This window comes from Paraburkholderia sp. DHOC27, assembly GCF_003429005.1.
Lineage (GTDB): Bacteria > Pseudomonadota > Gammaproteobacteria > Burkholderiales > Burkholderiaceae > Paraburkholderia.
This window is the reverse complement of sequence record NZ_QVQV01000008.1, coordinates 361,228-378,852: the sequence shown is the minus strand read 5'-3', so window position 1 is coordinate 378,852 and position 17,625 is coordinate 361,228. Positions and strand designations below refer to the sequence as shown.

Annotated in this window: 13 protein-coding genes; 7 read left to right on the top strand and 6 right to left on the bottom strand. The window is 60.9% G+C overall.

Going from position 1 to position 17,625, the window contains the following annotated elements:
* Nucleotides 1–30 precede the first annotated feature (30 nt).
* On the top strand, nucleotides 31–1,758 hold the full coding sequence (ggt, locus tag D0B32_RS25685; RefSeq protein ID WP_117337104.1) for a gamma-glutamyltransferase: 1,728 nt from the start codon (nucleotides 31–33) through the stop codon (nucleotides 1,756–1,758).
* Nucleotides 1,759–1,817: 59 nt separating this feature from the next.
* Here ggt and D0B32_RS25680 read toward each other — a convergent pair whose 3' ends face one another.
* Nucleotides 1,818–2,864, bottom strand: coding sequence for a S1C family serine protease (locus tag D0B32_RS25680; RefSeq protein WP_117337103.1), 1,047 nt, complete (start codon nucleotides 2,862–2,864; stop codon nucleotides 1,818–1,820).
* 142 nt (nucleotides 2,865–3,006) lie between these two features.
* Here D0B32_RS25680 and D0B32_RS25675 point away from each other — a divergent pair, with 142 nt between their 5' ends.
* Both D0B32_RS25675 and ppk2 read left to right on the top strand, forming a co-directional pair.
* Complete coding sequence (locus D0B32_RS25675) at nucleotides 3,007–3,387, top strand: VOC family protein (protein ID WP_117337102.1); 381 nt, start codon at nucleotides 3,007–3,009, stop codon at nucleotides 3,385–3,387.
* Nucleotides 3,388–3,629: 242 nt separating this feature from the next.
* Complete coding sequence (ppk2, locus tag D0B32_RS25670; protein ID WP_117337101.1) at nucleotides 3,630–4,556, top strand: polyphosphate kinase 2; 927 nt, start codon at nucleotides 3,630–3,632, stop codon at nucleotides 4,554–4,556.
* 103 nt (nucleotides 4,557–4,659) lie between these two features.
* Here the strand turns inward: ppk2 and D0B32_RS25665 are convergent, their stop codons facing one another.
* Nucleotides 4,660–6,246 carry an inorganic phosphate transporter gene (locus D0B32_RS25665; RefSeq protein WP_117337100.1) on the bottom strand — a complete coding sequence of 529 codons (1,587 nt, stop codon included), beginning with the start codon at nucleotides 6,244–6,246 and terminating at the stop codon, nucleotides 4,660–4,662.
* A gap of 385 nt (nucleotides 6,247–6,631) precedes the next feature.
* Between D0B32_RS25665 and D0B32_RS25660 the strand changes: the two genes are divergently transcribed.
* Nucleotides 6,632–7,573: a LysR substrate-binding domain-containing protein gene (locus tag D0B32_RS25660; protein ID WP_117337099.1), complete on the top strand. Its 942-nt coding sequence runs from the start codon at nucleotides 6,632–6,634 to the stop codon at nucleotides 7,571–7,573.
* A gap of 84 nt (nucleotides 7,574–7,657) precedes the next feature.
* Here the strand turns inward: D0B32_RS25660 and D0B32_RS25655 are convergent, their stop codons facing one another.
* On the bottom strand, nucleotides 7,658–8,950 hold the full coding sequence (locus tag D0B32_RS25655) for an Nramp family divalent metal transporter (RefSeq protein ID WP_117337098.1): 1,293 nt from the start codon (nucleotides 8,948–8,950) through the stop codon (nucleotides 7,658–7,660).
* A 711-nt stretch (nucleotides 8,951–9,661) separates the two neighbouring features.
* Between D0B32_RS25655 and D0B32_RS25650 the strand changes: the two genes are divergently transcribed.
* The gene (locus D0B32_RS25650) at nucleotides 9,662–10,345 is read left to right on the top strand and encodes an H-NS family nucleoid-associated regulatory protein (RefSeq protein WP_117337097.1); all 684 of its coding nucleotides are present in this window, start codon (nucleotides 9,662–9,664) and stop codon (nucleotides 10,343–10,345) included.
* A 295-nt stretch (nucleotides 10,346–10,640) separates the two neighbouring features.
* On the opposite strand, the gene D0B32_RS25645 is transcribed toward D0B32_RS25650, so the two are convergent.
* The 3 genes from D0B32_RS25645 to D0B32_RS25635 all read right to left on the bottom strand — a co-directional run bounded on the left by D0B32_RS25645 (nucleotide 10,641) and on the right by D0B32_RS25635 (nucleotide 14,249).
* Nucleotides 10,641–10,844: a cold-shock protein gene (locus D0B32_RS25645; protein ID WP_074266324.1), complete on the bottom strand. Its 204-nt coding sequence runs from the start codon at nucleotides 10,842–10,844 to the stop codon at nucleotides 10,641–10,643.
* Between the two features lie 169 nt (nucleotides 10,845–11,013).
* Nucleotides 11,014–12,129, bottom strand: coding sequence for a VTT domain-containing protein (locus tag D0B32_RS25640; protein WP_259295138.1), 1,116 nt, complete (start codon nucleotides 12,127–12,129; stop codon nucleotides 11,014–11,016).
* Nucleotides 12,130–12,233: 104 nt separating this feature from the next.
* Nucleotides 12,234–14,249, bottom strand: a complete 2,016-nt coding sequence (locus tag D0B32_RS25635) for a bifunctional DedA family/phosphatase PAP2 family protein (protein WP_117337095.1) — start codon at nucleotides 14,247–14,249, stop codon at nucleotides 12,234–12,236.
* A gap of 631 nt (nucleotides 14,250–14,880) precedes the next feature.
* Here D0B32_RS25635 and D0B32_RS25630 point away from each other — a divergent pair.
* Complete coding sequence (locus D0B32_RS25630) at nucleotides 14,881–15,192, top strand: hypothetical protein (RefSeq protein WP_117337094.1); 312 nt, start codon at nucleotides 14,881–14,883, stop codon at nucleotides 15,190–15,192.
* An 826-nt stretch (nucleotides 15,193–16,018) separates the two neighbouring features.
* A complete protein-coding gene (locus tag D0B32_RS25625; RefSeq protein ID WP_404935599.1) occupies nucleotides 16,019–17,362 on the top strand; it encodes a sensor histidine kinase in 1,344 nt (447 codons plus the stop codon).
* The last annotated feature ends 263 nt before the right edge of the window (nucleotides 17,363–17,625 follow it).

The window sequence follows — 17,625 nt, the reverse complement described above, 5'->3', positions numbered from 1 at the left end:
TAGCGATGGATTTGTTATGGAGGGCAGTCAATGTCGTTGGGTCAAGTGAAGTTGTCCGCGAGCGTGCTCGCAGCGGCCGCGCTCATCACCGTCTCGAGCGCTTTCCTCGAAACCGCGCCGGCCTACGCGAAGGCGCCGGCCAATCAGCCCGTGCTGCTGGACGCGTCGGCCGTGGCCGTGGCCGACAAGTTCAGTGCCGATGCAGCCGAACAGATCTTCAAGGAAGGCGGCAACGCGGTGGATGCCGCCGTGGCGATCGCCTTCACGCTCGCCGTGACCTATCCGGAGGCCGGCAATATTGGCGGTGGCGGCTTCATGACGCTCTACGTGGGCGGCAAGCCTTACTTCCTCGACTACCGCGAGAAGGCGCCGCTGGCTGCCACGAAAAAGATGTACCTCGACGACAAAGGCGAGGTCGTCAAAGGTATGAGCCTTGTCGGCTATCGCGCGGTAGGCGTGCCGGGCACGGTGGAAGGCATGTGGGAAGCGCAGCGGCGCTTTGGCAAGCTGAAGTGGAAGCAGGTGCTGGCGCCCGCCATCAAGTACGCCACGGATGGCTTCGAAGTGAGCGAGCAGTTGCAGCAGCGGCGTGACGACGCCGCCAAAGACTTCGCGGGCAAAACCAACTTCGACAGCTACTTCGGCAATCTCAAGCAAGGCGTCAATTTCAGGCAGCCGGAACTGGCCGCGGTGTTGACGCGCATCGCCGATCATGGCGCAAGTGACTTCTACAGCGGCAAGACCGCCGACCTGATCGCCGCCTCGATGCACGGTCACGGGCTGATCACTAAGCAGGATCTGGAGCAGTACAAGGCGGTATGGCGTCAGCCGGTGCAAGCCAACTGGAACGGCTTCCAGGTGATCACCGCGCCGCCGCCGAGTTCGGGCGGGGTCGGTCTCGTGCAGCTGCTGAAGATGAAGGCGGATATCGCGCCTGAATTCAAGGACGTGCCGCTCAATTCGCCGCAATACATGCATCTGATCGCGGAAATCGAAAAGCGCGTGTTCGCCGATCGCGCGCAGTATCTTGGCGATCCGGATTTCTACAAGGTGCCGGTCGCCCAGTTGATCGCCGATCCTTACCTCGCCAAACGCGCGTCCGAAGTCAATCCGAACGAGCCGTCGGATACGAAGAGCGTGCAACCGGGCCTCGGCACTTCGATGCCGGAAAAAGCCGAGACCACCCACTTCTCGGTGATCGACAAATGGGGTAATGCCGTTTCGAATACCTATACGTTGAACGGGTATTTCGGCTCGGGCGTCGTCGTCGATCAGACAGGCATTCTGCTCAACGACGAAATGGACGACTTCTCCGCGAAGCCAGGCGTAGCGAACATGTTCGGCGTAGTGGGCAGCGACGCCAACGCGATTGCGCCGAGGAAGCGTCCGCTGTCGTCGATGTCACCCACCATCCTCACCAAGGACGGGAAGGTGGCGCTCGTGATCGGCACGCCGGGCGGCTCGCGCATCTTCACCTCGATCTTCCAGGTGATCAACAACGTCTACGACTTCAATATGCCGTTGCCGGAGGCGGTGGCTGCAATGCGCTTCCATCATCAACTGTTGCCGCCGAACACGATTTTCTGGGAGCCGTATATGCCGATTCAGGGCGAGCTCGCGCAGCAGATCGAAGCGCGCGGCTACACGCTGAAGGGCCAGGATTTCAGCGGCGATATTCAGGCAATCAAGGTGAACGGCAATACGCCCGAACCGGCTGCGGACCCACGTGGCCGCGGCGTCACGCGCGTGATTCAGTGACGCCTTGAGAACGGGCGGTATGGTCTGCATACCGCCCGCTTTCTTCACGCAAGCCAGGCTCAGCTGGTTTGCTCGACCGGCGTCAGCGTCAGTTCCAGCCGCCGCGTGCCGCGCAGCACCGTCACGTTGACCGGACGATCGATCCGCGAGGCGTCCAGCACGCGTTGCAGGCTGTCGACGCTGTCCACGGGGAGCGTGTCGATGGCGACGATCGTGTCGTCGGTTCGCAATCCGCCGAGCGCGGCCGGACTGCCTTTGACGATTTCGACCACCTGTACCGCACTTTCCGTCGCCAGACCGAAATAGCGCTGCACGCGCCGCGCCAGCGGTGTCATCGTGCCCGCGACGCCGATGTAAGCGCGCCGCACGCGGCCATGCGCGAAGATCTGCATGATGACCCACTTGGCCGTGTCGATGGCCGTGGCAAAGCAGATGGCTTGCGCGCCCGGAATGATGGCGGTGTTCACGCCTATCACCTGACCGGCCGAATTGATCAGCGGACCACCGGAATTGCCGGGATTCAGCGCGGCGTCGGTCTGGATCACGTCGTAGATCATGCGGCCGGAGTTCGAGCGCAGGGAGCGGCCCAGCGCGGACACCACGCCGGTGGTGACGGTCTGCGCGAGCCCGAGCGGATTGCCGACGGCAATTGCAATCTGACCGACGCGCAGCTTGCCAGACTCGCCCAGTTCGACGTGCGGCAGCGGCTCCGACGAACCGATGCGCAGCACGGCGAGGTCGCTGCCAGGATCGTCACCGACCAGATCGGCGTCGAATTTGCTGCCGTCGGCGAGGGTCACGCGAATCTGCGTGGCGCCGTGCACGACGTGGCTATTGGTCAGCAGATAACCGTCCGGCGTGAACAGAAAACCTGAACCCGTGCCGCCGCGTGCACCACGTCCTTGCGGATTGGCGGGCGTGCGGTGTTCGACGGAAATAAACACGACGGCCTGCTGGACCCGTTCCAGCGCGCCGATGACGGTGCGCGAGTAGGCATCCAGCAAGGCCTCGTCGCCCAAGGCGGACGACGCGGACAATCCTGCCGGCGCGCCGTCCTCGGGCAAGGCGCGCGACAGGTCATCAATAAAGCGGGGGCGGCTTCCCATGACGAAGCTCCGGATAAACGGGAACGCAATTGCGGGGCGCCTGGGCACTTTTCAAGATGCGGCCGTGCCTGTGAGAAACTGACCATGCTGGCGCCGTTTTCGCGCCTTGCGTTCACCACACAGCTGGCGGGAGATTTTCACCATGAACCCGACTGACCCATCCGACGAACCGCGCATCGAGTCGCTCAGCGCAATCACGCTGGCCACCCACGATATGGCGCGCGCCGTGCCGTTTTACGAGGCGCTGGGCTTTCCGCTGCAATATGGCGGTCCGCAGCAGGCGTTTACATCCTTTGCCTTCGGCTCCTCGTATCTGAACCTGATCACGGATACGCGTGGCCCCATCACCTGGTGGGGGCGCGTGATCATTTACGTGTCCGACGTGGACGCGGTGTACCGCAAGGCGCTGGCGGCCGGGCTGCGGCCCGAGTTCGCGCCTGCCAATGCGCCGTGGGGCGAGCGTTATTTCCACATCACGGACCCGGACGGCCACGAGCTGAGCTTCGCGAGGCCAATGCGCTAGACGTTCGCGTGGGCTCGATTCGGGCCTCGCGTTGGGCCTCGATTAACGCGGGCGAAACTCGCTATGATGTGTTTTCAGACGCGTTTTCAGGTGCGCGTTCGCGTGGCGTGTGAGCGGCTCGCATTGCCGCGTTGCTCATGCAAACCCGGTAATACCAGTGACACCTCATGCTTCGATAATCGAGGGTCGCCGCTGCGGCCCGCGCGGTGTGCCTACCCCTTCCCGTTTCCAGGAGAGTCGCGATGAAAGAGCAGGATCCGAGAGCCGATACCGCTGCAATGGCCGAGCGGCAGCGCCGTTTTGAGGAGGATCTCATCGACGCGTACGACGAAGAGCTCGAAATGGAAGTGGATGACCGCATCCTCGACGGCGAGGACGCGCTGACGAAGGAAAGCCGCGAAACGCGCAAGATGTATTTCCGCGAGCTGTTCCGTCTGCAAGGTGAACTGGTCAAGCTGCAGGACTGGATCGTTCACACGGGACACCGGCTGGTGGTGATCTTCGAAGGGCGCGACGCGGCGGGCAAGGGCGGCGCCATCAAGCGCATCACGCAGCGTCTGAATCCTCGCGTATGCCGCGTGGCCGCGTTGCCGGCGCCGAATAACCGCGAACGCACGCAGTGGTATTTCCAGCGTTATGTCTCGCATCTGCCCGCGGGCGGCGAAATGGTGCTGTTCGATCGCAGCTGGTACAACCGTGCCGGCGTCGAACGGGTGATGAATTTCTGCACTGACGAGGAGTACGAAGAGTTCTTCCGTTCCGTGCCCGAATTCGAAAAGATGCTGGCGCGCAGTGGCGTGCAGATTCTCAAGTACTGGTTCTCGATCACGGACGAAGAGCAGGAAATCCGCTTCCAGAATCGTATTCACGATCCGCTCAAGCAGTGGAAGCTGAGCCCGATGGATCTGGAAAGCCGCCGCCGCTGGGAGGCTTATACGCACGCGAAGGAAGTGATGCTGCAGCGCTCGCACATTCCTGAAGCGCCGTGGTGGGTGGTCCAGGCCGTCGACAAGAAGCGCGCGCGCCTGAACTGCATTCATCATCTGCTAAGCCAGGTGCCGTATCACGAGATCGAGCATCCGGTCATCACGCTGCCGGACCGCGTGCACAACGAAGAATACTTCCGTCAACCTGTGCCAGAGACCATGATCGTGCCGGAGCTTTACTGAGGGACGTGACTGAGGGATCGCGGCGCTGGCGTTGATACGACGTAGCGCCGTAAACGAAACAGGGGCGCGGTTTTCGAACCGCGCCCCTGTTTGCTTGATTCGATCAGAACACGTGGATGAAGACCCAGTACAGGCCCGCTGCCAGGGCGATCGACACCGGCAGCGTCAGCACCCAGGCCAGCAGAAGGCTGCGCACGGTGCTCCACTGCAGGCCCGAGCCGTTGGCCGCCATCGTCCCGGCCACGCCTGACGACAGCACGTGCGTCGTGGAGACCGGCAAGCCGTACATGTCCGCCGCGCCGATGGTCAGCATCGCCACCAGTTCAGCCGACGCGCCCTGACCGTAGGTCAAATGCTGCTTGCCGATTTTTTCGCCCACTGTCACCACGATGCGCTTCCAGCCCACCATCGTGCCCAGCCCGAGCGCGATCGCTACGGCCACTTTCACCCACGTCGGGATGAATTTGGTGGAGTGATCCAGCTGCTTCTTGAAGTTGTCGAGGACCTTCGTGTCGTCTTCGGAGAAGGCCGGCTGCTTGCTTTTCTCCATCAGACGGATCGCTTCGGAAGCGACATACATGTTGTTGCGCACGTTGTCGACGATATCCTGCGGCACGCCTGCCAGCGTACCGGATGTGCCGACCTGCTTGCCGATCATGTCAGTGAGTTGCTGCAACGCGGGCACGGTGGCCGAGGTCAGTTGGCGGGTGCGCACATAGGCCTCCACCTCGGCACGCGGATGCGCCGTTGGCGCTGCGCCCTGCGTGTATTTGCCAAGCGTGGTCGCGGTCTGCTGCGCGACCGCTATGAAGGTCTGCGTTTCCGCCGGCGTGACGGCCTTGTTCAGCGCATAAGCGGTGGGCACCGTGCCGATCAGGATCAGCATGATCAGTCCCATACCCTTTTGACCGTCGTTCGAACCGTGCGCAAAGGAGACGCCCGTGCAGGTCAGAATCAGCAAACCGCGAATCCAGAACGGCGGCGGCTCGTTGCCTTTCGGCTCTGCGTACAGGGCCGGCACGCGCACCACGGCCTTGAGCACCATCAGCAGCAGGCCGGAGAGCAGGAAGCCGACGATCGGCGAGAACACCAGCGACTTGCCGACGCCCAGCGCCTGATTCCAGTCCACGCCGCTCGTGCCGTTGGCGCCGTGCATCAACTGGTTCATCAGACCCACGCCGATGATCGAGCCAACCAGCGTATGCGAACTGGACGAAGGCAGGCCGAAGTACCAGGTGCCCAGATTCCAGATGATGGCGGCGATCAGCAGGGCGAACACCATCGCGAAGCCCGCGCTGCTGCCCACCTGCAGAATCAGCTCGACCGGCAGCAATTGCAGCACGCCGAAGGCGACCGCGCCCGTGGAGGTCAGCACGCCGAGGAAATTCCACGTGCCCGACCACATCACCGCGAAGTTAGGCGTGAGCGAATGGGTATAGATCACCGTGGCTACCGCGTTGGCCGTATCGTGAAAGCCATTCACGAACTCGAAGCCAAGCGCGATCAGCAACGCGATACCCAGCAGGAAATAAGGCAGAAAGCTGGTTTGCTGAACGGATTCCAGATCGGTGACGAGATGGAATATGCAGTACAGCAAGCCGACGCCGATGACGGCGAGAAACGTGATTAGACCAATATTGCGGCCTCGGGCGGTGTTGCTCGTCGGCTGAGGGTACGAAAGTTCCGGCATGGCCTTTGTCTCTCTTTATCGCTGGTTGGTGGACACACGAACTCCCTATGCTGGTTGATTAATGTGTCGATTCAGTGACGATTTTGTGTCGTGCGTGCGTGGGTGGCTTTGCCACGCGCTCTGTCATCGCGCGCCGCCTTGCCTGGCGTGGCGTTCACATCTGGAAAACGTATAAGGCTTTCAAGCATTATCCGTTTGTAAGAGGTGTGTATGTTGTTCGAACTGCTAATGAAACGTGATTGAGCGCTCTTGTCATTTGTCTGAGCATTGAGCATGCAGGATCGTTTTGCCGCGCCAGGGACTCGCGCGAAGGGCCAGGGCGGTGAACGCGTAAAATGTCGCTCCGGTTCATCGCATCCCGTCAGAGACCTCCTTGAAACGAAAAATGCCCGCGCTCAACGCGCTCAAAGCTTTTGAAGTGGCCGGCCGCACCGGCAGCTTTACCCGTGCCGCAGAGCTTCTGAACGTCACGCAAAGCGCGGTCAGCCGCCAGGTACGGCAACTGGAGGAGCAACTCGGCGAGCCGCTGCTGCAGCGGCGTCATCACCATCTGGAGTTGTCCGCGGCGGGGCGACTGCTGTTACAGGCCTTGCAGCAATCATTCGACAAAATCGAACTGACGGTGCGCAGCATTCAGGAGAAAACGCATCTGAACCGCTTGCGCCTGAATGCGCCGCCCACTTTTTCGAGCCGCTGGCTGATGCCTCGGCTCGGACGTCTGCGTGACGCGCATCCGGAACTCGAGATTAGTCTGTCCACGCGCATCGAAGACCGGCTGGCCGAATCGGGCGTGCTCGACTGCGCGATCCGTTTCGGTGATGGCGAATGGGAAGGTCTGGACAACCGGCATCTGATGAGCGAGCGGCACGTCGCGGTCTGCTCACCTGCGTTATTGGCGCGGCAAGCGGGGCAGACGGGTATCGACCTGAACCAGTTCACGCTGCTGCACGTGCTGGCGAGCGACGACCAGCGTTATTTGACCTGGCAGCACTGGCTCACGGCAGCGGGTATCGAAGGCGTCGATACCAGCGGCGGCTATGAATTCGATCTGCTCGACATGGCGATCAGTGCCGCGATCGACGGTCTCGGCATCACGATTGCCGACCGCCATATGATTGCGCGTGAACTCGCCACCGGTGAACTCGTGCAGGTGCTCAACGTGCATGTCGACGGACACCAGTCGTATTGGCTGGTGACGCGTCCCGAGCAAAGCGATTTGCCGCAACTCGCTTCGTTTCGCGACTGGCTGCAACAGGAAGTGTGGCTGGCCGAGCGCAGCATGGAGCCATCGGCATCGTCACGCGAACGGCTGCTTCATGGGCATTGAGTTTTACTGAACACGCGAGGGCGTTTTAGCGAATCCGCCTTTAGAAATCGTCTAAGCGCCTCGCGCCGCATGCAGCGTCCAGCGTCATCCAGCCGGCCAGAACATCCCCACAGCCGCTAAAGCCATGATGCCGGTAGCGGCCCAGCCAATCCAGCGCAGCCATCCGGTCACCGCAAAATCGCCCATGATGTCCGGGCGTGTCGCCATCAGCATGACGAGGACCATGATCGGCACCGCGGCCAGTCCGTTGACCACCGCGCTCCAGTACAACGCCTCGATAGGATCGAAGTGCAGAAAGGTGAGGATGATGCCGCCCAGCATGGCGATCGCAATCACTGCGTAAAACTGCTTGGCAAGGTTGACCTGAAGCGACAGGCTGTTAGGCCACTTCATCGTGCCCGCAGCGGCGTAAGCGGCGGAGCCCGCCAGCACCGGCAACGCGAGCATGCCGGTGCCGATAATGCCAAGGCTGAACAGCAGGAAAGCAAAAGGGCCCGCAATAGGCTTAAGGGCGCTCGCGGCGTCAGCGGAGGTGGTCACCGAAATGTGATGCACGTGCAGCGTCGCGGCAGCGGCGAGAATAATAAAGAACGCGACGCCATTCGACATCGCCATTCCCACCCACGTATCGAAGCGAATCCGTCCCAGTTGCGTATGGGCTTGTTTTGGCGCTTTGAGCAAGGCGTCCTGTGCGGGCTCCGAGCGAATCTCTTCGACTTCCTGCGACGCCTGCCAAAAAAACAGATATGGACTGATCGTGGTGCCTAGCACGGCAACGACCGTGATCAGATAGTGGCCTGAGAACTCGATATGCGGCGCGACGATGCCTAAGCCCACCGCTTTCCAGTCGATGGGCAACACGAAGACTATCGCCACGTAAGCAAGCAACACCAGCGTGAGCCATTTGAGAAAACTCGCGTAGCGCTCATACGGAACGAACACCTGCAAGAGCAACGTCAGCGTGCCGAACAACGCCACGTAAATCTGCACAGGGCCGCCGAGCACGAGTCGCGCGGCTGCGCCCATTGCCGCCAGGTCTGCGGCAATGTTGATGGTGTTGGCGATCAGCAGCACCATGACCGCACCGTAAAGAATCTGCGCGGGATAATGCCGCCGCAGATTGGTGGCGAGTCCGCGTCCCGTTACGCGTCCCATACGTGCGCTGATCATCTGGATGGCCACCATCAGCGGATAGGTCAGCAGGATGGTCCACAACAGGTTGTAGCCGAATTGCGCGCCCGCTTGCGAATAGGTTGCGATGCCGCTCGGATCGTCGTCCGCGGCGCCCGTGATAAGTCCCGGACCTAGGCGCTTGGTCCACGATCGTTCAGGCGTTCCTTCGATTACCAGGTCGGCGTCGAGTGCTTCTTTGCTCATGCTTGCACCTCTGTTGGCTGAGTCCGCGTTAGCGTGTCCCGGCATGTGGGGTCCCGATGCGGGGCTCCGATTATGGAAGCGTTGCAGCATTATTCGTGCCACTGTTTCTTTCAGATTGGCTGCTAACGTAAGCGATCGTCGCGGGTGTGATTCCTTTTGAGAGGATTCGAATGAGAACCGCGAAACGCAACAATGCGCGGCGACGCTTCAAACCCGCTATTGAATCGAAGCGAAAACCTCTAAAGCGCGTTCGGCCAAGCGTCGCTATTCGCGCATTGTTTGTGTTTAGCCGGATGCGTGCGAGATGAAGAAGCGGGTGTCGAGATCAGTCTGGTCACATCATCAGTTGTATTAATGAAACACTGGTCCGCGTCGATGCGACGGAGGATTGGTGACTGAGAAGGTCTGGCTGTCGCACGTAGCAGCTCGATATGCCAACGAGCTTGCATGCGCCTAAGAAACAATGCCCCGAGCCCCGTTGCTAAAGGCGCTTAAGCCTTTAGGCCGCGTGCACAATGCGCTTCTGGCTAAACGCGCTTTACTGTTAGCGAATGCTAAGGAACAGCGATCTAGCGTTGTTGCGAGCCTGCGTCTAGCGGCACGTATGCGACGGTCGTTGGATGGCCCGCATGCTTTTGCACCATAAACCATAGCGTGGCGTCGTGTGCTCATGGCATAGTGCATGCATCGCTCACACATAAGGAGGCGGTTATGGCCACGCTCGAACAGATTCAGGCGCGTATGAAGAAACTCCAGGCGCAAGCAGAAGCGTTGCTTGCCAAACGCGCGCAAGCCGCAGTCGATCAGATCCGCGAGCTCATGATCAAGCATGGACTCACCACCGAGGATATCGAAGCGCGTGCCAAAGCGAGGCGCGAAGCTAAGGCCGCCGGACGTCGCCTGGTCAATGGCGTATCGAAGGCCGCCAAAAGTGCCAAGGGCAAGATGCCGGCCAAGTACCGTGATCCAAAGACGGGCGCAACGTGGAGCGGGCATGCGCGTCCTCCGGCCTGGATCAAGGACGTGAAAGATCGTAGCCGTTTCCTGATCAACGGGGCGGCGTCAGCTGCACACGAAGTTGCCAGTGCAACCAGGCCCGCGGCCAAGGCCAGGAAAGCGGCGGCAAAGAAAGCCTCCGCCGTGAAAGCGGTGGCGAAGAAGACCGTCAAAAAGACGGTAGTCAAAGCAGCGGCAGTCAAGAAAACGGCTGCAAAGAAAGTTGGCGCCACGAAAGTGACCGCGAAGAAAGCAGTCGCGAAGAAGGCCAGCGCGGCCAAACCGCGTGCGGCATCGTCGGCCGGGGTGAAGAAGGCGGGTCGGCCGAAGGCGGCAGCCAAAAAGTCGCCAGGCAGAAAAGCAGCCAGCCAGGCAGCCGCTTCGACAGCGGCCGTTTAAGGTACGCAGCTTGAAAGACACGCGCGTCGGTTCATTGGCGCGCGTCTTTCGCGGCCTGGCGCACTGCGCAACTCAAAGCAGTGCGCCTTGAGAGTCGAACCCGCTTGACGGAAACAAAGCCGGAATAAAGCGAGAACAAAGCGGGAGCAAAGCCCGAACGCAGCACAACGGCAACGTGCCTCACAGGTGCGAAAGACTGCGAAAGCGTACGGCCCAACACAATATCGCGGCCCAAAAACGACATTGGCCCGCCAAGGCGGGCCAATGTTCAGGCGGAAACCGAAGTTTCTGCTGCTTACAGCGGCGTGATGTTAGCCGCTTGCTTGCCCTTCGGGCCTTGCTTCACTTCGAAGCTGACCTTCTGGTTTTCCTGCAGCGATTTGAAGCCACTTCCCTGGACTTCAGAAAAATGCGCGAACAGGTCTTCACCGCCGCCGTCCGGCGTAATGAAACCAAAGCCCTTTGCATCGTTAAACCACTTCACTGTACCTGTTGCCATTTTCCTGATTTTTCCAAAAAGACGTTGTGTTGGTTCCGCGTTGCCGAGACTCGGTCAAACGCGGAACACCGTTTTACCACACGGAAATGACAACTTACAACTAGGAACTTTATTGCCTGGTATTAATACCCATGAAAAAACGCCATCAGGCCGTAACTCCGCCGCTTCTCTAATGGGGCGGCATGTCAGTGGCGGGCGGTTTATCAACCGGGTTGCGCCGCCGGCGGGCAGCGCCCTTTCTGGGTGCAACCCCGCGTAGGGTGATCGCTGCGCCCGTTGCCGCGCGCACGGCCTTGATCCGCGCGGAGCGGGTGGGGCCATTGAGCCCGCTCGACAGGGCGTCGAGCGAATAACCCCGGCGCGCCCAGGCGTCGAGGTCGCCCTTGAGCGCACGGATACGCGTAAACCCTCTCCGCCGCATGTGCTGGGTGATGCGCATGGCGGTGAGGTCATCCGGACAGACGCAATAGACCACCCGGTCTTTGGTTGGCAACACCTCGTCGATGCTGGCCTGCGATCTGGCATCCAGTCGCAGCGCGCCTGGGATACGATGCTCTGCCTCGTCGAAGGCGGCATCGGGTCTTGCATCCAGAATGACGGGCGGCGACTCGGTGCGCATGGCCGATTCGAGTTGCTGCGGTGTCAGGCGAACCTGCGCCAGCCAGCGTCTGAAACGCCAGCGCTGGATGCTGCGAAAAATGAAAAAGAGCAGCGACAAGCCGAGCACGAGATCGATCACGGTCGCGCCGTGCGAGCGCACTTCGAGCACGAACCACGCGAGCTGCTTTTGAAACAGCGCGCCGCCCAGCAACCAGAAAGCAGCCCACAGAAACGAGCCAAGCAGATCCCAGGCAACGAAGATGCGCGGATCGACTCGCGTGGTGCCCATCAACGGTGGGGTTGCGATGGCGAGCCCAGGAATGAATTTGGACACCGATACAATCGGCGCGCCGTAACGCTCGAACATCGAACGTGCACTGCGTACGCGCGTGCCCACGTTCATCGACAGCCGCGAAAAATACGTGATCAGCCGTTGACCGTATAGACGCCCCGCAGTGAACCAGATGCCGTCGCCGATCAAAGCGGCCACGACTGCCGCGGGCAGCACATACCAGATGGACAGTCTGCCGCCGGCAACCGCAGAGCCCGCTAGCAGCAGCACCGGCACGGCGGGAATAGGTACACCCAGACGAGTAAGAAAGACATTGAGAAAGACGACCGCGCCACCCCAGGTCGAAATTTCCGATTGCGGAAACTCTATCAATTGCAGTACTCCTAAGGCCACGATTGCATCGTGACGAGTGGGGCCGCTTGGGGAGCGTGTGCGTCACGCTCTATAAGTGATGCGCTAGCCGTGCTGCGTGAATTCGCGTGGACGATCGCCGCTTTTCATTTTACGTTCGAATCGATCAGCGTGACGCGCATGCCTTCGCAACCGGGGCTGCTCAGAATTTCGAGTCCATGCCACGCTGTTTCTTTTCCTTCCGAGGAGATGAGCGGATCCATCTGCTTGTCCGGACGCAACACGTTGAATGGCCATGTGGGTCGACGCAGGCGTTCGTGGACGAGCGAGCCGAGCCAGATAGGCGTGGGGGGCGCGCCATGCTGACGTTCGATCGCATAACCGGTTGGCCAGAAGCGCAATACGTCGCGCTCATCGCGTTCGTTACGGGAGCGCGTGAACACCAGCGCGGACGGCTGGCCATTGTCGAGCTTGGGTAAAACAGGCAAGGCGGTGGCAGCGGGATCGGGCGCAATCAGCGTGAGCAACGAGCGCACCGAGAATTGCGTACCTTCGACCCAACCGCGCTCTGCCAGTTGCGACTTGATCTGTTCGGTACTCGCGACCCACTGCACGGTGATGGGCTCGCGCCGTTCGCCGGCCATGTCGGACCGATAGCATGCGAAGGTTCGCCACAACGAATCGGTCCATTGCGCCTCGCTCACTACATTGATCTGCCGTTGCTGCTGGTTGGGCGGCACGCTCGCGAGCGGATTGAGGTTGATCTGAATGAGCACGCTCAGGCCGAGCACGACTGCAACCACTGTGGGCATCAACGGATGCGACCTCGGCCGGTCGGGATTGCGCCACACTGCAGTCAAGGCGACCACCGCGACCCAGATGGCGGCAAACGCGCCTCCTCCCACTGCATCGGAAAACGCAAAGCGCCCGAAATAGAGGCCCGCGAATGCCACTGCGACGACGATCATCGTGCTCACGGTCGCGACCAGCAGGCTTTGGACTTTGCCCACGCGTCGTGCCAGCGCAAACGCCAGAAAGCCGTAGACAATCGCGCTTGCGGCAACGTGATTGCTGGGGAAAGCGTAGACGTCGGCGCCTGAATAATTGGTGGGCGCGTGCCGCACCGACAACTGGATTGCCAGGATCAGCAGTTGCGAAAACGCCGCGGTGGCGAGCCAGTACGCCACCGAAACCCAGCGCCGTTCATAGGTCATCCAGGCGGTGAGCGTGACGATCAGCGCGGCGAGCGTCGGCACGCTGCCTAGCGTGGCCAGTCCGGACATCACACTGTCCGCCCACGGTGAATGGATGGACTGCAGAAAGCGATACACCGACACGTCCACCTGCACCAGCGGATCGCCATGCGTGACGCCGCGAAACACGCTGAAAAACACGGCGGCAAACAACAACACCAGTACGGAGATACCCGCCACCACACCCATCGCAGCGCGCTCGGGGTTCAATACCTGCACCACGAAGCGGGCCACGCGGTTGTCGTGACCGCGCGCCCACGCGAAGATGCGGTGACGCGAGAGGATCGTCCATGCGCGTGCGCGCCACAGCACGACGCGGGCAACGTGAAAGCAGAGCCAGCCGATGCCGACCAGAATGCCGAGCACAGCGACGAGGCGAAACGATACGGCTCCGGCGAGCGCCAGCGAAGCGCCAAACACGACACCGGGCAGAATATGCGCAGGGGCCCACAACACGGCCGATATCGCGTTCATCAGGTAGAAGCGCGCCGGGGTCATGCCCAGCATGCCTGCGATGACCGGCACGATGGCCCGCACGGGTGCGATGAAACGCGCGAACACCACACTGCGCGCACCGTGTTTGGCGAAGTACTGCTTGCCCGCTTCGAGAATCTTCGGGTGCGTGCAAAACGGCCACAGCTTGACGATCGTGCCGCGATAACGACGCCCTAACCAATAGCTCAGACCGTCGCCGGCAACGGCGCCCGTCAGCGCGCAGACGAACAGCCAGCCTAGGTTGAGCGACCCCGTACCCGCCAGTGCGCCTGCCAGAAACATGGCCGTGCTGCCGGGAACGAACGTGCCTATCACCGCAACCGCTTCGAGAAAGGCGGCGAGAAACACGACGGCGAGCGTCCACCCGGAGTATCCGCTGAGCACATGCAACAGGTGAAGATACGCGTGTTCCATCTACCTCTCCGGCAGTGCTGCGGTGTCGGCCAACGAACACGTTTGTGGCATCAGATAACGGGCTGGTACGCCAGGTGTCAGAGATTCAGTGATGATTCGCGAGACTGCATGCAGGGCAGGCAATATCTCGTTCGCAAGCGCCGATGAATCCGGATGACCGGCGCTTCTCGCCCCAGGCGCGATTTCCGTAACAATTGAGCGGATTTCGTGCCACGTCGAAATATAACCTGACCTGGCCCCATGCCGTGCGCAAGCGGGGAGCCAGGATGCGCCGCCCGCGTACGCAGGCCTTGCGTAAAGCCCCGTCCCGCGTGGCCGCGCGGCGCGTTGACCTCTTGCGAACTTGAGCTATAACCAAGTTGCGGAGCGTGCATGATTGGCGGCTTGCCGGATTGGAAACGGCTGGCGCGCGTATTTTATTCATCACCCTTCGCTATCGGTTTGTAAGGATGGCGGCGGGGAATCGCTCGCAGGGTAGCCCGGCGGGGGCGTCCGTCGAGGACGCAGATGGAACGGTCGCTTGCCGCGCAATGCGGTCTGGTCGACAGCACGAGAAGAAGCCGGCATTGAGAACGGCGGAGTGCCGGGCAACGGACTCAGAAGTTGGGTACCGGATGCAAGGAGAGTCAAGATGAAATCACTGTTCTTAGTGCCGTGTGCGGTGGCCGGTCTGCTGTTGACGACCGGCGCAGCAGACGGGCAGAGCGCCAGCATGGGTGCGCAACCCACCGGCCGGGCGGCGCTCGAGCGCAACGCCAACCAATCCGTGCAGGACGTCACTGATATGTCCTATAGCGAAGCGGGACAACCGGCCAGTGCGCAGCCGCACGCCATTACCAACATCTCGTATGGCGGCGAAGCGGATGTGCGAAGCGATGCAGGCGCACCTCCTATGCCGCCATGTATTGCCGGCCCGCAGTGCAACATTTTTCGCGGCCGGTGACGGCGCGTTTTCAGCCACGGTTTTTCGATCCGGCTAATTACGTGGCTGTTCTCTAATTGTCTAAACGCCGCACGGCGTTGCGGTGCCAGTTGAGTTGCGACGTCCCGAGGGGCGTCGCAACACTTGTCTTGCGTCGAATCCGTGCTCTGCAATTTGAATTTAACTTAGTACAGCCAGGAAAGCATGTGACCGAGCATGTGACCGATTTCACAAACCTGGGCAAGCCGGTTTCATGTAAAGCATAAAAATGTGACGGGTTTTTCATCTTTGTGCAGCGCCGGGTTTACTCGCGCGAGGATATGATGCGGAAACTGTGGCGATTGCGACATGACTTTGCATGACGACGACATGCTGCAATGACGACGTGTAGGCGCTTTGACAGCCGCCGGAGTGTTACCGAAAGGCAGTGAAGGCGTACGGCGCTTTGAAGGGGCTTGTAAAGGCGTCTTGCAAAGGGCTTTTGTAAATCGGCGAGATGAAACATTAAAGATTTGGAATCCTTATTGTAATGCTCATTGTAATGCTAAGGCCACTTTGAACGGCTGGACATCCCACTTGTGCGGCAAATCGAGTGTGCTTCGCGTAGATGCGCCGGAACATTCCACTATATGGGTAGTCGCTTGCGTCGAGCTTGCTGCCGCTACTCACGCGGCAACGCTGCTGGCCGGTTCAGGTTCTCAATCTATCAACATGCGAGGAGCCGATGACCGTGTCCGCTCTTGATTTTGGCAAAGCAGGCGGAACCGTGATCTCCCCTGATACGCAGCAAGGTACCCATTCCACGCATCGCGCGGGTCAGGGGTGGCATACGACGACGTTCCGGTGGCTGTCGGCGTACGCGACGATTTTCACCGTATGTTTCGTGGCCCTGTTGGGCTTCCTCGAATACTCTGTCGGCGCCGCGATGGAGCGCGAAGCGGACAGCGGCATCCGCTGGCAAATGCGCTACTTCGATTCGAAGAGTGACGACCAGTTGCTCCCCATCATCGAGCGCCGCCTCGAGCGTGAAAATCGCCATACCAACTATTACGGCCTGTTCGCGCCCGACGGGCAGCGCCTTGCGGGCGATATCGTCGCGATCCCCGCCGGTCTCAAGTTCGAGCGCGCCGGCCAGTCGCATAGCGCGTCCACCGGCCGCACGCTGGTGCTGGAGCAAAACGATGCGACGCCCACCGTGCGCGTCATCGGCGAGATTCGTGACAACGGCGTGCAGCTCGTGATCGGGCGCAGCCTTGCCGATGTGCGGCATGTGCGTGAGGAATTGACGAAAGCGCTGATCGGCGGCGGCCTGCTATGTCTCGTCATGAGTCTTGGCACCGGCTTGCTGCTGAGCTTGCGGCAGATGCGCCGGGTCGCCGACATGCGGCGCGTGACGACGCGCATCGCCAATGGCGACCTGGCTCAACGCCTGCCAATGGGTGGCCGTGACGAACTGGATATGCTGTGTCATCTCGTCAATCACATGCTCGACGAGGTCGAACGGTTGATGAGCGAAGTCAAGGGCGCCTGCGACGGCATTGCGCACGACCTGCGTACGCCGCTCGTGCGTTTGCGTCTGCAGCTGGCCAACCTCGCCGAGCGCGTGCGTGCGGACGGTGACGATACGAGCATCGCGTTGATCGCGGGCGCGCGCAGCGAAGCCGATTCCATCATCGAGCGGTTTGCCGCGATGCTGCGCATTTCGGAAATCGGCGCGTTGCAGCGGCGTAGCGGCTTCGACTCGGTGGCGCTGCCGACGCTCGTCGAAGAACTGTACGAGCTCTATCAACCGCTAGCGGAAGAAAAGTCCATCAACTTACGCTTGACCACGCAGCCGCTCGAACCGATTCACGCAGACCGTGCGCTGTTGTTCGAAGCGTTTAGCAACCTGCTGGACAACGCGATCAAGTTTGCCCCACAGGGCGGCGAAGTCAGTGTCGAGCTCACCGCGAGCCGTGGCGGCCCGCAACTGGTGATTACCGATAACGGGCCCGGCATTCCCGTGGCCGAGCGTCATGCCGTGCTGAACCGTTTCTACCGCGTGGAACAGACCCGCCATGTTCCGGGCACCGGACTGGGCCTTGGCATCGTGTCGGCGATTGTCCGGTTGCACGACTTCGAACTGCGCATTGGCGGTGAAGAGCGTGGCGCCATCATCACCATCGAATGCTGGCCGCACAATCTGTCGTAGCGCGAAATTCAGAGAGGGGAGACGGCGGAATCCGGCGGAGGACCTGGCAGGAAGGGAAGAGACGGTTGATCCGTCGATGCATGCGTGACGTAGACAACCAACTAAAACACGACAGACGCACGCAGCAACGGACCTTTGACGAGCCACCATTTACGAACCAAAGAATGGCGTGCAATAGTCGGGCGGTCCCACACAGTCGCCAGGACCGTTTGGACTGCCATGTATCGAAGCGCAACTGGAAAGCGCGGCGCAGGCGATCACGC

What these genes read in the sequence shown, in the direction of transcription:
- D0B32_RS25655 (WP_117337098.1), bottom strand. Translation starts at nt 8,950, where the DNA reads ATGAGCAAAGAAGCACTCGACGCCGACCTGGTAATCGAAGGAACGCCT.
- D0B32_RS25660 (WP_117337099.1), top strand. Translation starts at nt 6,632, where the DNA reads ATGCCCGCGCTCAACGCGCTCAAAGCTTTTGAAGTGGCCGGCCGCACC.
- D0B32_RS25675 (WP_117337102.1), top strand. Translation starts at nt 3,007, where the DNA reads ATGAACCCGACTGACCCATCCGACGAACCGCGCATCGAGTCGCTCAGC.
- ppk2 (WP_117337101.1), top strand. Translation starts at nt 3,630, where the DNA reads ATGAAAGAGCAGGATCCGAGAGCCGATACCGCTGCAATGGCCGAGCGG.
- D0B32_RS25630 (WP_117337094.1), top strand. Translation starts at nt 14,881, where the DNA reads ATGAAATCACTGTTCTTAGTGCCGTGTGCGGTGGCCGGTCTGCTGTTG.
- D0B32_RS25645 (WP_074266324.1), bottom strand. Translation starts at nt 10,844, where the DNA reads ATGGCAACAGGTACAGTGAAGTGGTTTAACGATGCAAAGGGCTTTGGT.
- D0B32_RS25680 (WP_117337103.1), bottom strand. Translation starts at nt 2,864, where the DNA reads ATGGGAAGCCGCCCCCGCTTTATTGATGACCTGTCGCGCGCCTTGCCC.
- D0B32_RS25635 (WP_117337095.1), bottom strand. Translation starts at nt 14,249, where the DNA reads ATGGAACACGCGTATCTTCACCTGTTGCATGTGCTCAGCGGATACTCC.
- D0B32_RS25665 (WP_117337100.1), bottom strand. Translation starts at nt 6,246, where the DNA reads ATGCCGGAACTTTCGTACCCTCAGCCGACGAGCAACACCGCCCGAGGC.
- D0B32_RS25650 (WP_117337097.1), top strand. Translation starts at nt 9,662, where the DNA reads ATGGCCACGCTCGAACAGATTCAGGCGCGTATGAAGAAACTCCAGGCG.
- ggt (WP_117337104.1), top strand. Translation starts at nt 31, where the DNA reads ATGTCGTTGGGTCAAGTGAAGTTGTCCGCGAGCGTGCTCGCAGCGGCC.